Source organism: Streptomyces sp. NPDC045021 (assembly GCF_056432645.1).
In genome coordinates, this window is record NZ_JBWKIQ010000009.1 from 220,722 (window position 1) to 238,247 (window position 17,526).

General features: G+C 71.6%; 20 protein-coding genes. 3 read left to right on the forward strand and 17 right to left on the reverse strand.

All coding sequences use genetic code 11. From position 1 onward, the window contains the following. Positions 1-60: 60 nt before the first annotated feature. The 9 genes from lgt to AC07DC_RS26455 all read right to left on the reverse strand — a co-directional run bounded on the left by lgt (position 61) and on the right by AC07DC_RS26455 (position 7,143). On the reverse strand, positions 61-1,029 hold the full coding sequence (gene lgt / locus AC07DC_RS26415; protein WP_478916972.1) for a prolipoprotein diacylglyceryl transferase: 969 nt from the start codon (positions 1,027-1,029) through the stop codon (positions 61-63). Positions 1,030-1,128: 99 nt separating this feature from the next. Next, entirely contained in the window at positions 1,129-1,935 is an 807-nt protein-coding gene (locus AC07DC_RS26420) for a DsbA family protein (RefSeq protein ID WP_478916973.1), read from the reverse strand. 100 nt (positions 1,936-2,035) lie between these two features. Next, positions 2,036-2,863, reverse strand: coding sequence for a tryptophan synthase subunit alpha (gene trpA / locus AC07DC_RS26425; RefSeq protein ID WP_478916974.1), 828 nt, complete (start codon positions 2,861-2,863; stop codon positions 2,036-2,038). Further along, positions 2,860-4,113 carry a tryptophan synthase subunit beta gene (trpB, locus tag AC07DC_RS26430; RefSeq protein ID WP_478916975.1) on the reverse strand — a complete coding sequence of 418 codons (1,254 nt, stop codon included), beginning with the start codon at positions 4,111-4,113 and terminating at the stop codon, positions 2,860-2,862. The genes trpA and trpB overlap by 4 nt, the downstream gene beginning before the upstream one ends. 57 nt (positions 4,114-4,170) lie before the next feature. Next, complete coding sequence (trpM, locus tag AC07DC_RS26435) at positions 4,171-4,314, reverse strand: tryptophan biosynthesis modulator TrpM (RefSeq protein ID WP_374117216.1); 144 nt, start codon at positions 4,312-4,314, stop codon at positions 4,171-4,173. A gap of 5 nt (positions 4,315-4,319) precedes the next feature. Further along, positions 4,320-5,129 (reverse strand): indole-3-glycerol phosphate synthase TrpC, encoded by an 810-nt coding sequence (gene trpC / locus AC07DC_RS26440; RefSeq protein ID WP_138358678.1) that lies wholly within the window; start codon positions 5,127-5,129, stop codon positions 4,320-4,322. 390 nt (positions 5,130-5,519) lie between these two features. Then, entirely contained in the window at positions 5,520-5,975 is a 456-nt protein-coding gene (locus AC07DC_RS26445) for a DUF2752 domain-containing protein (RefSeq protein WP_478917126.1), read from the reverse strand. A gap of 140 nt (positions 5,976-6,115) precedes the next feature. Next, positions 6,116-6,325: an HGxxPAAW family protein gene (locus tag AC07DC_RS26450; RefSeq protein ID WP_478917127.1), complete on the reverse strand. Its 210-nt coding sequence runs from the start codon at positions 6,323-6,325 to the stop codon at positions 6,116-6,118. A gap of 167 nt (positions 6,326-6,492) precedes the next feature. Continuing rightward, a complete protein-coding gene (locus tag AC07DC_RS26455) occupies positions 6,493-7,143 on the reverse strand; it encodes a TIGR02234 family membrane protein (RefSeq protein WP_478917128.1) in 651 nt (216 codons plus the stop codon). Positions 7,144-7,479: 336 nt separating this feature from the next. On the opposite strand from AC07DC_RS26455, the gene AC07DC_RS26460 reads away from it, so the two are divergent. Next, on the forward strand, positions 7,480-8,787 hold the full coding sequence (locus tag AC07DC_RS26460) for a S53 family peptidase (protein ID WP_478916976.1): 1,308 nt from the start codon (positions 7,480-7,482) through the stop codon (positions 8,785-8,787). Between the two features lie 95 nt (positions 8,788-8,882). Here AC07DC_RS26460 and AC07DC_RS26465 read toward each other — a convergent pair whose 3' ends face one another. The 7 genes from AC07DC_RS26465 to hisI all read right to left on the reverse strand — a co-directional run bounded on the left by AC07DC_RS26465 (position 8,883) and on the right by hisI (position 14,862). Then, positions 8,883-10,412 carry an anthranilate synthase component I gene (locus tag AC07DC_RS26465; protein ID WP_478916977.1) on the reverse strand — a complete coding sequence of 510 codons (1,530 nt, stop codon included), beginning with the start codon at positions 10,410-10,412 and terminating at the stop codon, positions 8,883-8,885. Between the two features lie 48 nt (positions 10,413-10,460). Then, positions 10,461-11,198, reverse strand: coding sequence for an enhanced serine sensitivity protein SseB C-terminal domain-containing protein (locus AC07DC_RS26470; protein ID WP_478916978.1), 738 nt, complete (start codon positions 11,196-11,198; stop codon positions 10,461-10,463). Beyond that, complete coding sequence (locus AC07DC_RS26475) at positions 11,195-11,563, reverse strand: hypothetical protein (RefSeq protein WP_478916979.1); 369 nt, start codon at positions 11,561-11,563, stop codon at positions 11,195-11,197. Before AC07DC_RS26475 ends, AC07DC_RS26470 begins: the two co-directional genes overlap by 4 nt. Beyond that, a complete protein-coding gene (locus tag AC07DC_RS26480) occupies positions 11,560-13,383 on the reverse strand; it encodes a putative T7SS-secreted protein (protein ID WP_478916980.1) in 1,824 nt (607 codons plus the stop codon). The genes AC07DC_RS26475 and AC07DC_RS26480 overlap by 4 nt, the downstream gene beginning before the upstream one ends. Continuing rightward, positions 13,380-14,030, reverse strand: a complete 651-nt coding sequence (locus AC07DC_RS26485) for a hypothetical protein (RefSeq protein WP_478916981.1) — start codon at positions 14,028-14,030, stop codon at positions 13,380-13,382. The genes AC07DC_RS26480 and AC07DC_RS26485 overlap by 4 nt, the downstream gene beginning before the upstream one ends. Then, positions 14,027-14,326 (reverse strand): hypothetical protein, encoded by a 300-nt coding sequence (locus AC07DC_RS26490; protein WP_478916982.1) that lies wholly within the window; start codon positions 14,324-14,326, stop codon positions 14,027-14,029. The genes AC07DC_RS26485 and AC07DC_RS26490 overlap by 4 nt, the downstream gene beginning before the upstream one ends. A 152-nt stretch (positions 14,327-14,478) precedes the next feature. Next, a complete protein-coding gene (gene hisI / locus AC07DC_RS26495) occupies positions 14,479-14,862 on the reverse strand; it encodes a phosphoribosyl-AMP cyclohydrolase (RefSeq protein WP_478916983.1) in 384 nt (127 codons plus the stop codon). Between the two features lie 363 nt (positions 14,863-15,225). Between hisI and AC07DC_RS26500 the strand changes: the two genes are divergently transcribed. Next, positions 15,226-15,903, forward strand: a complete 678-nt coding sequence (locus tag AC07DC_RS26500) for a hypothetical protein (protein ID WP_478916984.1) — start codon at positions 15,226-15,228, stop codon at positions 15,901-15,903. Positions 15,904-15,936: 33 nt separating this feature from the next. After that, entirely contained in the window at positions 15,937-16,569 is a 633-nt protein-coding gene (locus tag AC07DC_RS26505) for a TIGR03085 family metal-binding protein (protein WP_478916985.1), read from the forward strand. A 13-nt stretch (positions 16,570-16,582) separates the two neighbouring features. Here AC07DC_RS26505 and AC07DC_RS26510 read toward each other — a convergent pair whose 3' ends face one another. Then, on the reverse strand, positions 16,583-17,509 hold the full coding sequence (locus tag AC07DC_RS26510) for a LysR family transcriptional regulator (protein ID WP_478916986.1): 927 nt from the start codon (positions 17,507-17,509) through the stop codon (positions 16,583-16,585). Between the last annotated feature and the right edge of the window lie 17 nt (positions 17,510-17,526).

Sequence of the window (17,526 nt, forward strand, 5' to 3'; positions counted from 1 at the left end):
CGAAAACACCGCGGCCGCCGAGCTCGGGAGAGCCGGCGGCCGCGGGAGGAGAGGGAAGGTTCAGGACGATTTGGACGCCTCGGCGTCGTTGCTCTCGGAGTCCTTGAGCCCGGAGTCGTCGGCGTCGGAAGCCGCGCCCTCCGAGGCCTCGGTCCCGGTGTCCTTGGCGTCCCCGTCCGCGGGGTCCTTGGCCAGGCTCACCTCGGCGCCCGCGGCCGCCGGCTCCACGACCGTCTCGACGCCCGGGTGCCGGCGCGCCGACAGCACCATGTAGACCACCGCACCGATGAAGACGATGATCGAGGTCCAGTCGTTCAGGCGCAGGCCCAGGATGTGGTGCGCGTCGTCGACGCGCATGTACTCGATCCAGAAGCGGCCCACACAGTACGACGCGACGTACAGCGCGAAGGCCCGGCCGTGCCCGAGGCCGTACTTGCGGTCGGCCCAGATCACCAGCAGCGCGACACCGACGCACCACAGCGACTCGTACAGGAACGTCGGGTGGTAGGTGCCGCCCGGGTGGCTGTCGGTGGCGCTGATCTTCAGCGCCCACGGCAGGTCGGTGGCGCGCCCGTACAGCTCCTGGTTGAACCAGTTGCCCCAGCGGCCGCAGGCCTGCGCCAGCGCGATGCCCGGTGCGAGGGCGTCCGCCCAGGCGGGCAGCGGGATGCCCCGGCGGCGGCAGCCGATCCAGGCGCCGACCGCGCCGAGCGCGATCGCGCCCCAGATACCGAGGCCGCCCTCCCAGATCTTGAACGCGTTGACCCAGTCCTTGCCGTCACCGAAGTACAGCTCGTAGTCGGTGATGACGTGGTAGAGCCGGCCGCCGACGAGTCCGAAGGGCACCGCCCACACGGCGATGTCCGCGACGGTCCCCTTCTGGCCGCCGCGGGCCACCCACCGCTTGTTTCCGAGCCAGACGGCTACGAAGACGCCGATGATGATGCAGAACGCATAGCCGCGGAGCGGGATGGGTCCGAGGTACACCACACCGCTGGACGGACTGGGAATGTAAGCGAGGATCTCCATAGCAGGGCCGACGCTACCGTGCCGGGCGGGTGGAGTGGCAACCAGCCCGGCTACGGACGCGTAACGGCCCTGCCGTCATGATGCGGTCGGGGCGGGGAGTCAGGGCGTGGCGGTCGGTGTGACGGTGCCCGCCTTCTTGCCCTTGTTGGCCGCCGCGACCTGCTGCTTGAGCTTGTCCGGGGTCAGCGGGTCGGTCTGGTTGCCGTAGACGCTCTTGCCGTTGAGCAGGACGGTCGGGGTGGAGCTGAAACCGGAGCCGCCGAAGGCTGCGGCCGACTTCTTGATCCAGCTGTCGTACGTGCCGTTGTTCACACACGCGGTGAAGGCGTCGGTCTTCAGCCCCGGCACCTTGTCGGCGAGCTGCAGCAGATACGCCTTGTCCCCGAACTTGTCCTCCCGTTCGTCCGGCTGGTTCTCGTAGAGGACGTCATGGAACGCCCGGAACTTGCCCGCATCCTGCGCGCAGACGGCGGCGTTCCCCGCGTTCAGCGAGCCGGTGCCGCCCATGTTGCCGTCGATGATCGTCACCAGGTGGTAGTCGACCTTCAGCGCTCCGCTGTCCTCCAGGGAGTGCACGGAGTCGCGGAAGGTCTTCTCGAACATGCCGCAGCCGGGGCAGCGGAAGTCCTCGTAGACCGTCAGCGTGGACGGCGCGTCGGTCGCGCCGGTGGGGATCACGAGCTTGTCGTTGCCGGTCGCGCCCTGCGGGGACGCCACCGGTTTCGCCGGTTCGCTCTTGTGGTTGGCCACCACCCCGGCAATCACCCCGGCGATCGCCAGGACCACGACGACGGCGCCGCCGACGATCAGTGTCCTCTTGCGTTTGTCGCGCGCCTTGTCCTTCTCGCGCTGTTCGTACATCGCCTCACGGGCGGTGCGCTTTCCCTCACGGTTCTTCTGGCTCACACCCCTGGACAACGAACCGGGGAGGCGTCGCTGCGCCTCCCCGGTCCCGATTCGCCCTAATGAGGTACTAGAACGATCAGTCGTACCGGCGCCACCGGAGCTACCGGACCGCCCCGGTGCGGGTGCGGACGCCTGCCGCCAGCTCGCCGGCCAGCTCCCGCACCCCGGCCAGGCCCGTTTCCAGGTCCGGCGCGTCGAGCAGTCGCTTGACGAACGCGGAGCCGACGATGACGCCGTCCGCGAAGGCGGCGACCTCGGCGGCCTGCTCGGGGTTGGAGACGCCCAGGCCGACGCAGACCGGCAGGTCCGTGGTGGCGCGGGTGCGCTGTACGAGGTCGGCCGCCTGCTCGCCGACGCTCACCCGGGTGCCGGTGACGCCCATCAGCGACGCCGCGTAGACGAAGCCGGTGCCCACCGCGGTGATCTTGGCGAGCCGCTCGTCGCGGCTGCTCGGCGCGACCACGAAGACGGTGGCCAGACCGTGCAGCGTCGCGGCCTTGCGCCACACCTCGGACTCCTCGACCGGCAGGTCGGGCAGGATGCAGCCGGCACCGCCCGCCTCGGCGAGATCGGCGGCGAACCGCTCGGCGCCGTACCGGTCGACCGGGTTCCAGTACGTCATGACCAGCACCGGCGCACCGGTGGCGGCGTGCGCCTCGCGGACGGTGCGCAGCACGTCCTTGATCCGGACGCCGCCGCGCAGCGCGATGTCGTCGGCGGTCTGGATGACCGGCCCGTCGAGTACCGGGTCGCTGTGCGGCAGGCCGATCTCGACGACGTCGCAGCCTCCTTCCAGCATCGCCTTGACGGCTTCGATGCCGCCGTCGATCGAGGGGAATCCGGCCGGGAGGTAGCCGACCAGCGCGGCCCGGTTCTCGGCCTTGGCCGCGGCCAGGGCCGCGTTCAACAGCGCGATGTTGCCGCTCACTTGGCTTCCCCCTGCTCGTTCTCGTTCTCGTTCTCGTACAGACCGAAGTAGCGGGCGGCGGTGTCCATGTCCTTGTCGCCGCGTCCGGAGAGGTTCACCAGGAGCAGGGCGTCCGGGCCCAGTTCGCGGCCGATCTCCAGCGCCCCGGCGAGCGCGTGCGCGCTCTCGATCGCGGGGATGATGCCCTCGGTCCGCGAGAGCAGGCGCAGCGCCTGCATCGCGTCGTCGTCGGTGACGGCGCGGTACTCGGCGCGGCCGGTGTCCTTGAGATAGGAGTGCTCCGGGCCGACGCCCGGGTAGTCCAGTCCCGCCGAGATCGAGTACGGCTCGGTGATCTGCCCCTCGTCGTCCTGCAGGACGTAGGAGCGTGAGCCGTGCAGGATGCCGGGCTCGCCCTGGCTGAGGGTGGCGGCGTGCTCGCCGGTCTCCACCCCGTGCCCTGCGGGCTCGCAGCCGACGAGGCGGACGCCCGCGTCGGGGAGGAAGGCGTGGAAGAGCCCGATGGCGTTGGATCCGCCGCCGACGCAGGCGACGGCGACGTCCGGGAGCCGTCCGGTGCGCTCCAGGATCTGCCGACGGGCCTCGACGCCGATGACCCGGTGGAAGTCGCGGACCAGCGCCGGGAAGGGGTGCGGTCCCGCCACCGTGCCGAAGAGGTAGTGGGTGCGGTCGACGTTGGCGACCCAGTCGCGGAACGCCTCGTTGATGGCGTCCTTGAGCGTGCGGCTGCCGGACTTCACGGAGACGACGTCGGCGCCGAGCATCCGCATCCGCGCGACGTTCAGCGCCTGGCGCTTGGTGTCGACCTCGCCCATGTAGATGGTGCATTCGAGGCCGAAGAGCGCGCAGGCGGTCGCGGTGGCGACGCCGTGCTGGCCGGCGCCGGTCTCGGCGATGACGCGGGTCTTGCCCATCCGCTTGGTGAGCAGCGCCTGGCCCAGCACGTTGTTGATCTTGTGCGAGCCGGTGTGGTTGAGGTCCTCGCGCTTGAGGAACACCCGGGCGCCGCCCGCGTGCTCGGCGAACCGCACGACCTCGGTGAGCGCACTCGGCCGGCCGGTGTAGTTGACCATCAGGTCGTTCAGCTCGGCGGCGAAGGCCGGATCGGCCTTGGCCTTCTCGTACTCCGCGGCTACCTCGTCCACGGCGGCGACCAGCGCCTCCGGGATGAACTTGCCGCCGAACGCGCCGAAGTAGCCTTCGGCGCTCGGGACCAGACCCTCGGGGTCGGGAATGAAGAATTCTGACATGGCAGACACAGGAGTCCCCTGACAGTGAAATGCGGTGGCTGATGGAAGTGTCGCGGCTCAGCCGCGACGCCATCGCATTCCGTTGACCTGTCCGGGCTCGCCGCCGATCACATAACGCACCCGACGGCCCAATACGCGACGCGCCGGCGCCCGGCAGCCGCGGGGGCGGCAGCCGGGGGCGAGGCGGGTCGCGATCGACATGGGGGTTACTTCCGTCCGAACCGCAGGGCGGGGTGGGCGCCGGCGGCCACGAGGTCGGCTACGGCCGCCCGCGGGTCCTTGCCGGTCACCAGGGACTCGCCGACCAGCACCGCGTCGGCGCCGTCGTTGGCGTAGGCGATGAGGTCGTGCGGGCCGCGGACGCCGGACTCGGCGATCTTCACGATCTCGTCCGGGATCTCGGGCGCGATGCGCGCGAAGTTGCCCCGGTCGACCTCGAGGGTCTTGAGGTTGCGGGCGTTGACGCCGATGATCCGGGCGCCGGCGTCCACCGCCCGGGCGACCTCCTCCTCGTCGTGCACCTCGACGATCGGGGTGAGCCCGATCGAGGTGGCACGCTCGATGAGCGAGACCAGCGCGTCCTGCTCCAGCGCGGCGACGATCAGCAGGGCGAGGTCGGCGCCGTAGGCGCGGGCTTCCCACAGCTGGTACGCGGTGACGATGAAGTCCTTGCGGAGCACCGGGATGTCGACCTTGGCGCGGACCGCTTCCAGGTCGGCGAGCGAGCCGCCGAACTTGCGCTGTTCGGTGAGGACGCTGATGACCGCGGCGCCGCCCGCCTCGTAGTCGGCGGCGAGCCCGGCCGGGTCGGCGATGGCGGCCAGCGCGCCCTTGGAGGGGCTGGAGCGCTTGACCTCGCAGATGACCTTGACGCTGTCGCCGCGCAGCGCGGCGACTCCGTCCATCGCTTCGCGTGCCTTGGCGGCCCGCTCCTTGAGCTCGTCGATGGAGACCTGAGCCTGCCGGTCGGCGAGGTCGGCGCGGACTCCGTCGATGATCTCGTCGAGCACACTCACGCGAGCGGTCCCCTTCCGGGCTGGGTGGTGGAGCACGGTCCGTACACCGAAACGATCAAGCCAGTAAATGCTCTCTTCGGCTCACTGATGGTATCCGGCCGAGGGCGGAGGGCGCGCATCCGGTCGATCGCGGTCCCACTACCTGGACAAATGCGGCGACCGGGGGTAGCCGCCCGCTCCCGTGGCACGGTTTCACGAGCTGCCCGGGAGACCGCCCGAACGGGCGTGGCCGGATCCGGCCACAGCCCGGCGTGTCGGCGCCACCGCGCACTGCTCCGTCCGGAGGCCGCGGGGGTCGGGAGCGTCCCCGGGAGGTGGAGACAACCGCCGGGAGCGTCCCCGGGGAGGCCCAGACGTCCACCGGGAGGTCCAGACATCCGCCGGGAGGTCCTACGGGGCGAGCGCCGATCCGAACGGCAGGTTCCGGGCGACGCTGAAGAACAGCACCACCGCGCCGATCGCCCACCAGTACGCGGGCCGCAGCCGGATCTCGAAGGCGCGGCCGCGCAGCGTCCGCGACAGCCACACCACCCAGACCACGGCGAAGAGCACGTAGCCGGCCACCGCCAGCGCGTTCAGGCCGAGGGCCGCGCCGAGGTCGCCGTGCGCGATCGCGTGGGCGCTGCGCAGCCCGCCGCAGCCGGGGCAGTAGATGCCGGTGTACTTCAGCAGCGGGCAGACCGGGTAGTGGCCGGGGGTGTTCGGGTCGACCGATCCGACGTACGCGAAGGCGGAGACGACACCCGCCAGCACGCCCAGCGGCACGGCGGCGCGGCGCAGCCGGCCGGCGGGCGGCGCGGGCTCCGGAGCGGACCACGGCCCGGGGTGCGGCGCGGGGTGCGGCACCGCGTTCGGCGCGGCGATTGCGGTCTGCGGCGGCGCGGCGGTCGGCTTGTCGGTCACGTGCCTGATTGTGCCCCGGGACGTACGAAGGCGCAGCCCCGGATCAGCGGGGCCGCGCCTGCGTCGTGCCGTGGTGCGGGAGGTCAGCCGTGGACGGGCTTGCGGGGCTGGCCCAGGCCCATCGCGCGCATCACGAGGCCGACGACGCCACCGAGCAGAACCACGACCAGGCCCGCCCAGAAACCGAGCGGCTTGGCCATCACCATGAAGGCACCCGAGACGCAGAATCCGATGAACGCGATTATGACGCCGGTCCAGGCGGCAGGGGTGTGGCCGTGGTTGGTGCCCGCCATGAGTGCTCCCATGTGTTCTCGGTCGGGGAAGTTGTCCGCGTCCATTCTTGCGCGCTCCCGGAGTGCCTCGTGCACGGGGGTACGGCGCGCCAGGCCCGGATCCCGCGCAGCCGCCCCACCCGGGGCGGGTCACGGGCGGGCCCGGGGTGGGCCCGTATCCGCTCCGGTCAGCTCCCGGTCGGGTCCTCGCCGCGGTCGAGGGCCTTCCACAGCTCCTCGGGGCGCTCGGGGTCCGGGGCGGCGCTCCGGCCCTTCCTGGCGGGCAGACCGGTGGCCCCGTCGCGGTCGTAGCGGTTGGACATCCCCGGCCAGTGGCGGCCGCGCAGCACGGCGAGTACTCCGGCCCCGAGCAGCAACGCTCCGCCGGCGGCGGCGACCCATGGCCATGTGGTGGAACTCTCATCGACGACGGTCGTACTGGCCAGCGTCGTGGCGGCCGTGGCGGCCGCGCGCAGGGCGGAGCCGCCGCCGTCGGTGAGGGAGGCGGTCACGATGCCCGCGCCGCACAGCACGAGCAGCCCGGAGACCACGGCGCGGGCGATCCCGCGGACGGCGAACACGGCGACGAGCGCGGCGAGGCCGACGAGCGCGAGCGCGCCGGGCACGCCGGTGATCTCGCTGCCGGAGACCTTGAGCGGCACCGAGCCCTCGGCGTACCTGGCGGTCCCGTGGGCCCAGGTCTTGCCCGCCGCCAGCAGGACGACGGCGGCGCCGGCGACGCCGAGCAGCAGCGCGAGGGCCAGGCTGCGGCGGCCCGTGGCGCGGGTGCGCGCGGGCGGTCCGGTCACCAGGGGGTCGGCGGGCGCAGCGGTGGTCATGTCGGTGGTCGCGGATTCTTCGGCGGGGCGGGGCTGGGGCACGGCAGTCACGTAGACCACTATCGCGCGTCGGCTCGCGAGCGCCACAAGCGGGGGGACCGATCAGGGACAGACCACCACGAGTCGTTTTCATGCATCGACCAGGCCATGAATGAGCAACTTTTGGCCCATGCGATCACTGCCGAAAGCAAAGCGGAGGTAGAGACTCCGTCAGTCATCTTGTTGACGTGCGCTCGTCACAATACGTTCGCGGCCGATCCCCTCTGCGATCACCTCGCTCCAGTGGATCAACTCCCCCCGCACAGCCCCCGGTTTACAGCCACAGGAGGCAGTACGTTGCGCACAACCCTCTCTCCGGCAGCGCTTCGGCGCGCCGGACTCTCCCTCACCGCCGTCGCGGGACTGGCGCTGGCGGGCTTCGCCATCGCCCCGTCCGCCGACGCGCAGCCGGTCGCGCGGACCGCCGCGGCCAAGAACGTCGCGCTCAACGCGGATCAGGCCGTCCACACCGCGCGGGCCTGCGCGCTGCCCAAGGCGGGCGAAATGGCGTGCAAGGCGCTCCGCGTCACCAGCGGCACGGTGCACACCACCAACGTCCGTGGCACGACGATCACTCCCAACGCGGCCGCCGCCACCCCCACAGGTTACGGCCCGAGTGATCTCCAGAAGGCGTACGGGCTGACCACCGCGTCCGCGAACAACGGCGCCGGCCGGACGATCGCAATCGTCGACGCCTACGACGACCCGAACGCCGAGGCGGACCTCGCGGTCTACCGCGCGCACTACGGACTGCCGGCCTGCACCACCGCCAACGGCTGCTTCAAGAAGGTCAGCCAGGCCGGCAGCACCACCGCACTGCCCCGCGCCGACTCCGGCTGGGGTGAGGAGATATCGCTCGACGTCGACATGGCCAGCGCGATCTGCCCCAAGTGCAACATCCTGCTCGTCGAGGCCAAGAGCGCCTCGATGACGAACCTCGGCACCGCGGTGAACCGTGCGGTCACCATGGGCGCGAAGTACGTCTCGAACAGCTACGGCGGCGGTGAGTCCTCCTCGGACTCCAGCTACGACAGCAGCTACTTCAACCACCCGGGTGTGGCGATCACGGTCAGCGCCGGTGACTCCGCCTACGGCGCCGAGTACCCCGCCGCCTCCAAGTACGTGACCTCGGTCGGCGGCACGGCCCTCAAGGCCGACTCCAGCACCCGCGGCTGGACCGAGACCGTCTGGTCCACCAACAGCACCGAGGGCACCGGCTCCGGCTGCTCCGCCTATGACGCCAAGCAGTCCTGGCAGAAGGACACCGGCTGCGCCAAGCGCACCATCTCCGACGTCTCCGCGGTCGCCGACCCGGCCACCGGTGTCGCGATCTACGACTCCTACGGGATCACCGCCGGGTACTACACCTTCGGTGGCACCAGCGCCTCGTCGCCGATCATCGCGGGCGTGTACGCCATCGCCGGCACCCCGTCGTCCGGTTCGTACCCGACCTCGTTCCCGTACGCCCACACCTCGGCGCTCAACGACGTGACCAGCGGCTCCAACGGCAGCTGCTCGGTCTCGTACCTGTGCACCGCGGGCGCCGGCTACGACGGCCCGACGGGCCTCGGTACCCCGAACGGCACCTCGGCCTTCACGGGCTGACGGCCCCGTGAAGCAGGGCGGGGCGGCCCACCGGGCCGCCCCGCCTTTTCACGTGCTCACGTGTCGGGACCGGGACTTCACGCGTCCGCCGTCGGTCACGCCCGCGCGTTCGCGTCCGCGTGCATCCGGCTCGCGGTCGCCACCGCGCGCAGCACCGCCGCCGCCTTGTTGCGGCACTCGGTGTCCTCGGCGACCGGGTCGGAGTCGGCGACGACGCCGGCGCCCGCCTGGACGTACGCCGTGCCGTCGCGCAGCAGCGCGGTACGGATGGCGATCGCGGTGTCGGAGTCCCCGGCGAAGTCCAGATAGCCGACGCAGCCGCCGTACAGGCCGCGCCGGACCGGCTCCAGCTCGTCGATGATCTGCATCGCGCGCGGCTTGGGGGCGCCCGAGAGCGTGCCGGCCGGGAAGCAGGCCGTCAGGACGTCGAAGGCGGTGCGGCCCTGGGCCACCCGGCCGGTGACGGTCGAGACGATGTGCATGACGTGGCTGTAGCGCTCGACGGACATGAAGTCCACGACCTCGACGCTGCCCGGCTCGCAGACCCGCCCCAGGTCGTTGCGGCCCAGGTCCACCAGCATCAGGTGCTCGGCGCGCTCCTTGGGGTCCGCCATCAGCTCCTCGCCGAGCGCCGCGTCCTCCTGCGGGGTCGCGCCGCGCGGCCGGGTGCCCGCGATCGGGTGCACCAACGCCCGGCCGTCCTCGACCTTGACCAGCGCCTCGGGGCTGGAGCCCACGACGTCGAAGCCGTCGAAGCGGAACAGGTACATGTACGGACTGGGGTTGGTCGCTCGCAGCACCCGGTACACATCCAGCGCGCTCGCCGGGCACGGGGTCTCGAACCGCTGCGAGGGCACCACCTGGAACGCCTCGCCCGCCCGGATCCGCTCCTTGATGTCCTCGACGGCCGCCTGGTAGGCCGCCCCGCCCCAGCGCCCGGTGAACTCCGGCAACTCGGAGGCGGGCAGCTCGACGGCCGCCGAAGCGGCCGGCCGGGCCAGGTCGGCGGCCATCGCGTCCAGCCGGGCGACGGCGTCGGCGTACGCCTCGTCGATGCCGGTGTCCAGATCGTTGTGGTTGATCGCGTTCGCGATCAGCAGCACGCTGCCGTCCCAGTGGTCCAGCACCGCCAGGTCCGAGGTGAGCAGCATCGTCAGCTCGGGCAGCCGCAGTTCGTCCTCGCCGTGCTCGCCGATCTTCTCCAGGCGGCGCACGATGTCGTAGCCGAGGTAGCCGACCATCCCGCCGGTGAACGGCGGCAGCCCGCCGCCCGCGTGCAGGTCGCGCGGGGTGTGCAGCGCCTCCACCGTGATCCGCAGCGCCTCCAGCGGGTCGCCGCCGGTCGGCACGCCCACCGGCGGGGTCCCCAGCCAGTGCGCCTGCCCGTCGCGCTCGGTCAGCGTCGCGGCGCTGCGCACCCCGACGAACGAGTACCGCGACCATGAGCGGCCGTTCTCCGCCGACTCCAGCAGGAACGTGCCCGGACGCTCGCCCGCGAGCTTGCGGTACAGCCCGACCGGGGTGTCACCGTCCGCCAACAGCCTCCGGCTGACGGGGATCACCCGGCGGTCCTCCGCGAGCTTGCGGAACGTTTCGAGGTCGGGCGCGACAGTAGCGGTGGTCATAGCGGCAGCGTAATGGGCCTGGGGCCCGCCCGGAGGCCGGGCGGCCGCTCAGCCCCGCAGATCGGGCCGGACGTAGGCGGGCTCGACATCGGCGAGAACCACGGCCCGCAGATCCGCCGGAACGTCGCCGAGAGCCACGATCTGCATCGGATCGGCCATCGCGATGTCGGCCGCGGCGGCCACCATCGCGTCCGCGGCCGCGGTGTCCGCCCCCGGCACGCCGTCGACCTCGTAGACCACCAGGACCTTCTCCCGGGCGTCCGCGACCCGGTAGCGCGTGACGTACAGCCGGCGCACCGCGGCCATCACCTCGATCTGCGGCAGTGCGGCGGCCAGCAGCCTGGGCTGCGGGTCCGCGCTTGCCTTGACCTTGATGTACGCGCCGGCGGGGAACGGCAGCCCCGCCGCGATGACGACATCGCGCTCGTCCGCGGCCACCAGGACCGGCGAGGCGGCGCGCGGATTGATGATCAGCCCGGCCGCCGGCGGCAGTTGGGCGAGCAGTTCCGGAACGGTGATCTGGAACAGCCGGTAGCCCTCGGGCAGATCGCGCCGGATCTCCTCGGGGTCGGTGTACGCGACCGCGCACAGCGACCCGGAGACGTCCGTGTAGAGCGGTTCCTCGCCGTGCTCACCCGTCCGCACCCCGATCAGCACGATGCTGTCGGCCAGCCGGTAGATCAGCGGCGAGACCTCGGTCGACTGCTGGTCGGTGTCCGGTTGCTGGTTGGCGTCCGGTTGCAGGTCGGTGTGCGGTTGCTGGTTCGGGTCCGGTTGCTGGCTCATAGCTCGATTTCCGCGTTGACGGCGGGCAGGTCCGCGGGCAGCGGTGCCTCGATGCCCATCAGGTTCAGCTGGTCGCCCAGGCACATCCGGACTCCCCCGGAGCCGTCGGAGCGCCTCGCGTAGGTGCCGAGCCGGACGGTGGCGGGGAAGGCGAAGGTCTCCCGGAGGCGGTCCACGTGGAAGGGCTGTTCCAAGGTGAGCAGCCAGTCCCCGAAGTGCGGGTCGACGATGTGCCAGTCCTGGTTGATCCGGTTTCCCCAGGACAGCTCGGCGGCGACCACCGGATCGAGGTGCGCGTGCGGGTTCTCCCGCGTGCCGGCGGCCGCGATCGGCGCCCGGGCGTCGTCCGGCGTTCCGGCGCTCATCGGCTCGGCGCCGTGAGCTGGGAGCCGTAGACCGAACCCCGGGTGATACCGCCGACGATGGTGGTGCCGCCCGCGGCGGTGGCCGCGGTCTGGTTGTTGGTCAGGATCGGCGACCCGGACGGCAGGTCGAAGTTGTGCAGCGGGATGTTCTGCCCGGGGCCGACGGTGGCGATGCCGTTCGGCGCGACCGGAAGCACGTTGCCGCTGCGGTCGATGACCGTGATGGCGCCGGAGTCGATGTGCGCCATCACGTCGGGGACGAAGTACTGCGGCAGACCGCCGCCTCCGAACTGCGGGTTGGCGTTCGCGTAGGCGCCGGCCGCCGGCACGTCGGAGTTGAAGTGCAGGGTGACGCCCTCGGTCCGGTACTCGTGGTGGATGTACGCGTTGAGGTCGGAGGGACCCACCTGGACGCCCTTGCTGATCTCGGCGGAGTCGCCGCCCAGCGAGGCCATCGTCCCCTCGGGCATCGCGAATCCGGTGATGCGCGGGTGCAGCGCCTCGGCGTTGCTGCCGGCCGGGATGACGGTGTCGTGCCACACGTCGATACCCGGATAGCCGCCCGATCCCTGCCAGGCGCGCGCTCCCTGGGACGGCAGCTCCGAGGCGGCCTGCGTACCGCCGCGCCAGCCCTGGAGCCCCTCGGACAGGCTGGACCGGAAGGAGCCGAAGAGCCCCACCCCGTCACCGAAACCGGCCCCGAAGCCGGTCAGCGCGCCGGAGGCCCCGTACCGCAGTTCGGTGGCCATCGACGTCAGCTTGCCCAGGGCGGTGAACGGCAGGGCGCGCAGCAGTCCTGGGATGGCCGAGCGGCCCTTCCACAGGGCCATCGCGCCGGTGCCGAGGCCCTTGATCGCACCCCATCCGGCGCCCAGGAGATGGCTGCCCACACCGAGCAGCCCCTCGGCGGTGAAGGCTCCCTTCAGGGCGCCCAGCGAGGTGAGGCCCTTCGTCATGGGAATACAACTCAGCGCCGCCAGCGCCACATCCCATAGGGACGCTTTCCCCTGGGTGTACTTGACGAGGGTGTCCGCGAGCACCAGCAGCGCCGCCGCGAAGACGATCCACGCGATCGGGCCGCCGATGATGAGCGCGATGATGCCGCCGACCGCGACCACGATCTTCGCGACGACGATGAGGCCGTTCCACGCCTTGGCGGCGAGGTCCCCGAGCTTGTGCCAGAACGAGTCCGGCGGGATGCCCGCGTCGGCGGCCTCGTGCAGCGACCTGCTCGCGGTGTCCGCGGCGGTGTTGCGCAGCTCCGCCGCCTGTCCCGCGAGCCGCTTGGCGGCGTCCAGTTGCGCCTGGGGACCGCTGAGTTGCGACTGCAGGGTGGTGACCTGGCCCTGCGCTGCGGTGTGCTTGCGGGCCAGCTCCTTGACCTGGTCGGGGTCGGGCGGGGTGACCGCCCTGTCCAGCGTCGTGAGCGAGCCGTTGGCGGTGACGAGTTGGGCGTGCAGGCTCTTCACCTGGTCGTAGACCTGGCGGCCCTGGGAGAGCGCCCGGTCCGCCTGGCTCTGCGCCGAGTCGAGCGAGGTCGCGTAGGTGTCCAGCGCGTCGGCGGCCAGATGGTGGGAGTGCGCGACCTTGTCGAGCTGGCCGGGGAACTTGCCGATCGCTTCCTTGAAGACATCTCCGGCGGCGCCCACCCACGTCATCGTCGCGTGGTCCCCGGCGAGGGCCCGCACGTTCCGCGACGCGGACTCCGCGTCGTCGGCGATCCGGCGGGTGGTGGTGGCGAGTTGCCGGACGCGGAAGACGTCCCCCGGTGTCGGGTCCTCATGGAGGTCGAGGATGTACCAGTCGGCCGGGCGGCTCACGATTCGGTCTCCACGAGGTCGGCGGCGCGGAACAGGCAGAAGGTGGAGCTGATGGCGTCGAAGACGTCGAGCAGCGCCGGCGCCACCTCCACGGCGGGGCTGCTGCACGAGACGATCGCGACGCGGTTCACGTCCGGCAGCGGCACGAAGGTCTGCATCGTGACGACCCGCATCGGTCGGCCCGACTCGTCCTCGATCTCCTCGACCCCGTGGCTGCGGGCGGCGCGCCCGGCGTTCGGGAGTTCGAGGGTGGAGAGCTCGGTCCAGGTGTCGCCCTCGGCCTTGGCCGTCTTCGCGCTGAGCGGCGCGAGCAGCGGGGAGAGCCGGTCCTGGGCATCGCTGCTGGCGTCGACCGGCCCGGCGACGAAGGAGACGGTGACGCACGCGGGCAGCAGGCCGTCCGCGACCGATTCCGCCATCACCGCGCAGTAGACCGCGCCCGCGTTCCAGGCGGCCGCCGCCTGGTTGCGCAGCAGCCGGACGATGTCGGAGCGGCGCTCTCGCAGCTCGGGCAGATCGGTCAGACGCCGGCTGACGAGGTCGGCCGCCGAGGCGGCACGGGTCGCGGGGCGGACGTCGACCTCGAACCAGCTGCCGGGGACGCGCAGGGTGTATCCGACGCCCGTGTCGAACGCGGGACCGCTCATTGCGGGGCCTTGGTGCCGTCGCGCAGCTGCTTGGCGAGGTCCTCGTCAACCTTGGTGTAGGCCTTCACGGCCTCGGTGACCATGGACGCCAGGACGCCGGCCGTGTTCTCGACATGGCCGCGCCCGTCGCGCCAGCGCTTCTCGAAGTGGTGCATCGCGTCGCGGACCCGGCCGTCACCGTAGTCGGAGTCGAAGGAGTCGATCACTGAGTGGCTGGATTCGAGCCCCTGTTTGATCCGGGTGAGCTGGCCGGTGAACGCGTCCAGTGCCCCCAGGTCGTATCCCAGGTCCGTCATCGAACCCCTCCCATCGATCTGCGGACCGACAGCTTGCCACAGCGGTAACGACGGGTTTCGGCCAGGTCGGAGGGTTCACCGGTGCCCTGGGAACGGATCCGCGGATCAGCGGGTCACCGGGTCAGCGGTCAGGGCGTCAGCGGGTCAGCGGATTACCGGCCGAGCGGCAGCGGGCCGGCGTCGAAGCAGGTGCGGTCGCCGGTGTGGCAGGCGGCGCCGGTCTGGTCGACCTTGACGAGCAGGGTGTCGCCGTCGCAGTCGAGAGCGACGGACTTGACGTGCTGGACGTGTCCGGAGGTGTCGCCCTTGACCCAGTACTCGCCACGGCTGCGGCTCCAGTACGTGCAGCGGCCGGTGGTGAGGGTGCGGTGCAGCGCCTCGTCGTCCATCCAGCCGAGCATGAGCACCTCGCCGGTGTCGTACTGCTGCGCGATGGCGGGGACGAGCCCGTCGGCGGTGCGCTTGAGCCGGGCGGCTACGGCCGGGTCGAGCGGGGAGGACGGGGACGCGGGAGACGGTGCGGCGGTGTCGGGCATGCCTCCATTGTGCCGCCGGTCCTTCCGGCGTTTTGCGCACCCCAAAAGGTACGTTCGGCGATAAAGGTGGCAGCTCCAGCGACCTTGATTCCCTAGTCGCTCGCTGTTGTCACCCGTATGGGGCATCCTTCGTGCATGGGTTTTCCTCCGCCTCCGCCAAACGGTCCCCCGCCACCTGGGCAAGGTGGCGGCTTCGGTCCGCCGCAGAACTTTGGTCCGCCGACACCACCTCCTCCGCCGGGTGACGGCGGCTACGGCTATCCGCAAGGCGGCCAGGGCGGTTACGGGTATCCGCAAGGCGGCCAAGGGGGCCAGGGCGCCCAGGGTGGCGGCTACGGCCCGCCCGGCCCGCCCGGACCCCCGATGCCTCCGGGCGGCGGCTACGGCTATCCGCAGGGCGGCGGTCCCTATCCGCCGCCGGGTGGCGGTAACAACAACGGCCGGAACGTGGCGATAGCCATCGGCGCGGTGGTCGTCGTCGGGGCGATCATCGGCGGCATCGTGCTGGCCACCAGCGGTGGTGACGACAAGAAGCCGGACGCGCTCAGCTCCAGCTCCTCCTCGTCCAGCTCCGCTTCGCCGACGCCCACGATCACTCTGCCGACCGACCTGCCGACCCTCGACATTCCCACCGACCTGCCGACCACCGGCTCCACCAGCAGCAGCCCGACCCCGGACCTGGTGCCGTACGTGGTGCTGAGCCCCGGCAAGTGCTTCGACCACCCGGGCCTGGACAGCAGCGTGTCCGTCGTCACGACCCGCTCGTGCAGTTCCCCGCACGACGGCGAGGTCGTCGCGAACGAGACCCTGACCGGCAGTTTCACCACCGAGAGCGAACTCCAGACCAAGGTGCTGAAGCTGTGCGAGCCGGACGCCAAGAAGCGTCTCGCCCGTATCCCGGCCGACGGGAAGACCTATTACTACTACGCGCTCTACCCCTCGCTCATGACGTACCAGATCCAGAAGCGGGACACGATCTCCTGCTCGCTGACCCTCAGCAACAAGGTCGACGGCAAGAAGCTCACCAAGGCGCTGCCGTAGCCGTCCGGCGAGGGGTGGACCTAACCTGACGTCATGTCGACTCATGCTCAGCGTGAACGTCTGCTCCTCGCCGATCTGATGGAGAACGCCGGGGCGGCTGCCCCGACGCTCTGTGAAGACTGGACCGTGCGCGATCTGGCCGCGCATGTCGTCGTCCGCGAACGCCGCAGCGACGCGGCGGCGGGGATCGTGATCCCGCAGCTCGCCGACCGGATGGAGCGCGTCCGCAAGGAGTTCGCGCTGAAGCCGTTCGAGGAGCTGCTGCAGCTCATCCGCACCGGGCCCCCGCGGATGTCGCCGTTCGCCCTCAAGCAGATCGACGAGGCCGCCAACACCGTCGAGTTCTTCGTCCATGCCGAGGACGTCCGCCGCGCCCAGCCCGAGTGGACCCCCCGCGAGCTGGACAGCGTCTTCTCCGACAACCTCTGGAAGCGCCTGGAGCGCATGGCCCGGGTCTCGGGCCGCAGGTCCCCGGTCGGGCTGGTCCTGCGCCGCCCCGACGGCCAGACAGCCGTCGCCCACAAGGGCACCCCGGTCGTGACGGTCACCGGCGAACCGGGCGAACTGACGATCTTCGCCTTCGGCCGCCAGGACGCGGCACGGGTCGAGATCGAGGGCGACAAGGCCGCGGTGGCCAAGGTCTACGACACCAAGCTCGGCCTCTAGAGCCGCACAGGCTCTAGGGCCCGTCCGGCCGGACAGACGCCGGCGGCCCGCCCGGGCGGCCCCGTGTGGCGTCCAGCAGGATGCGGCGCAGTTCCCGGGCGGCGCGGGGTGGGGAGACGTCGCCTCGGTGGGCGACGGAGATCGTGCGGTGCAGGCCCGGGGCGGCGAACGGGGTGACGCGCAGGCCCGAGCGCTCGGCGACCATGCTGGGGACCACGGCGAGGCCGAGGCCGGCCCGGACGAAGCCGAGGACCGCGTCCATCTCGCCGCCCTCGACCGAGAAGGACGGCTCGAAGCCGGCCGCGCGGCAGGCCGCGAGGGTGTACTCCCGCAGGTCGTAGCCGCGGCGGAACATCACCAGCGGACGGCCGCGCAGATCCTCGATCCGCAGGTGCTTGCGGCGCACCGGTGCGGGATCGGTGGGGGCCGAGACCGCGACCAGTTCCTCGCGCAGGAGTTCCTCGGTGGCCAGGGCTGGGGCCTGGACGGGCAGCGGGGTGATGATCAGGGCGAGGTCGAGCTCGCCTGCGGCCAGCACCCGCACGAGGTCCTGCGAGCCGTCCTCGTGGACCACCAGGTCGACGCCGGGGTACCGCCGGTGGAAGTCCCGCAGCACATCGGGCACCAGGCTGGCGCACAGGCTCGGCGGCGCCCCCAGCCGGACCCGGCCGCGCCGGAGCTGGGCCACCTCCTGGACCTCGCGGCGGGCGGTCTCGGCGTCGGCCAGGATGCGGCGGGCCAGCGGCAGCAGGGCCTCCCCCGCGTCGGTGAGGGTGATGTGGCCCCGGGCGCGGTGGAACAGCTCGGCGCCCAGCTCCCGTTCCAGCGCCCGGATCTGCTGCGACAGCGAGGGCTGGGCGACATGGACGCTCTCGGCGGCGCGGGTGAAGTGCCGCAGGTCCGCGACGGCGGCGAAGTACTGGAGCTGGTGCAGCTGCATCGTCCCAGCCTAGATCC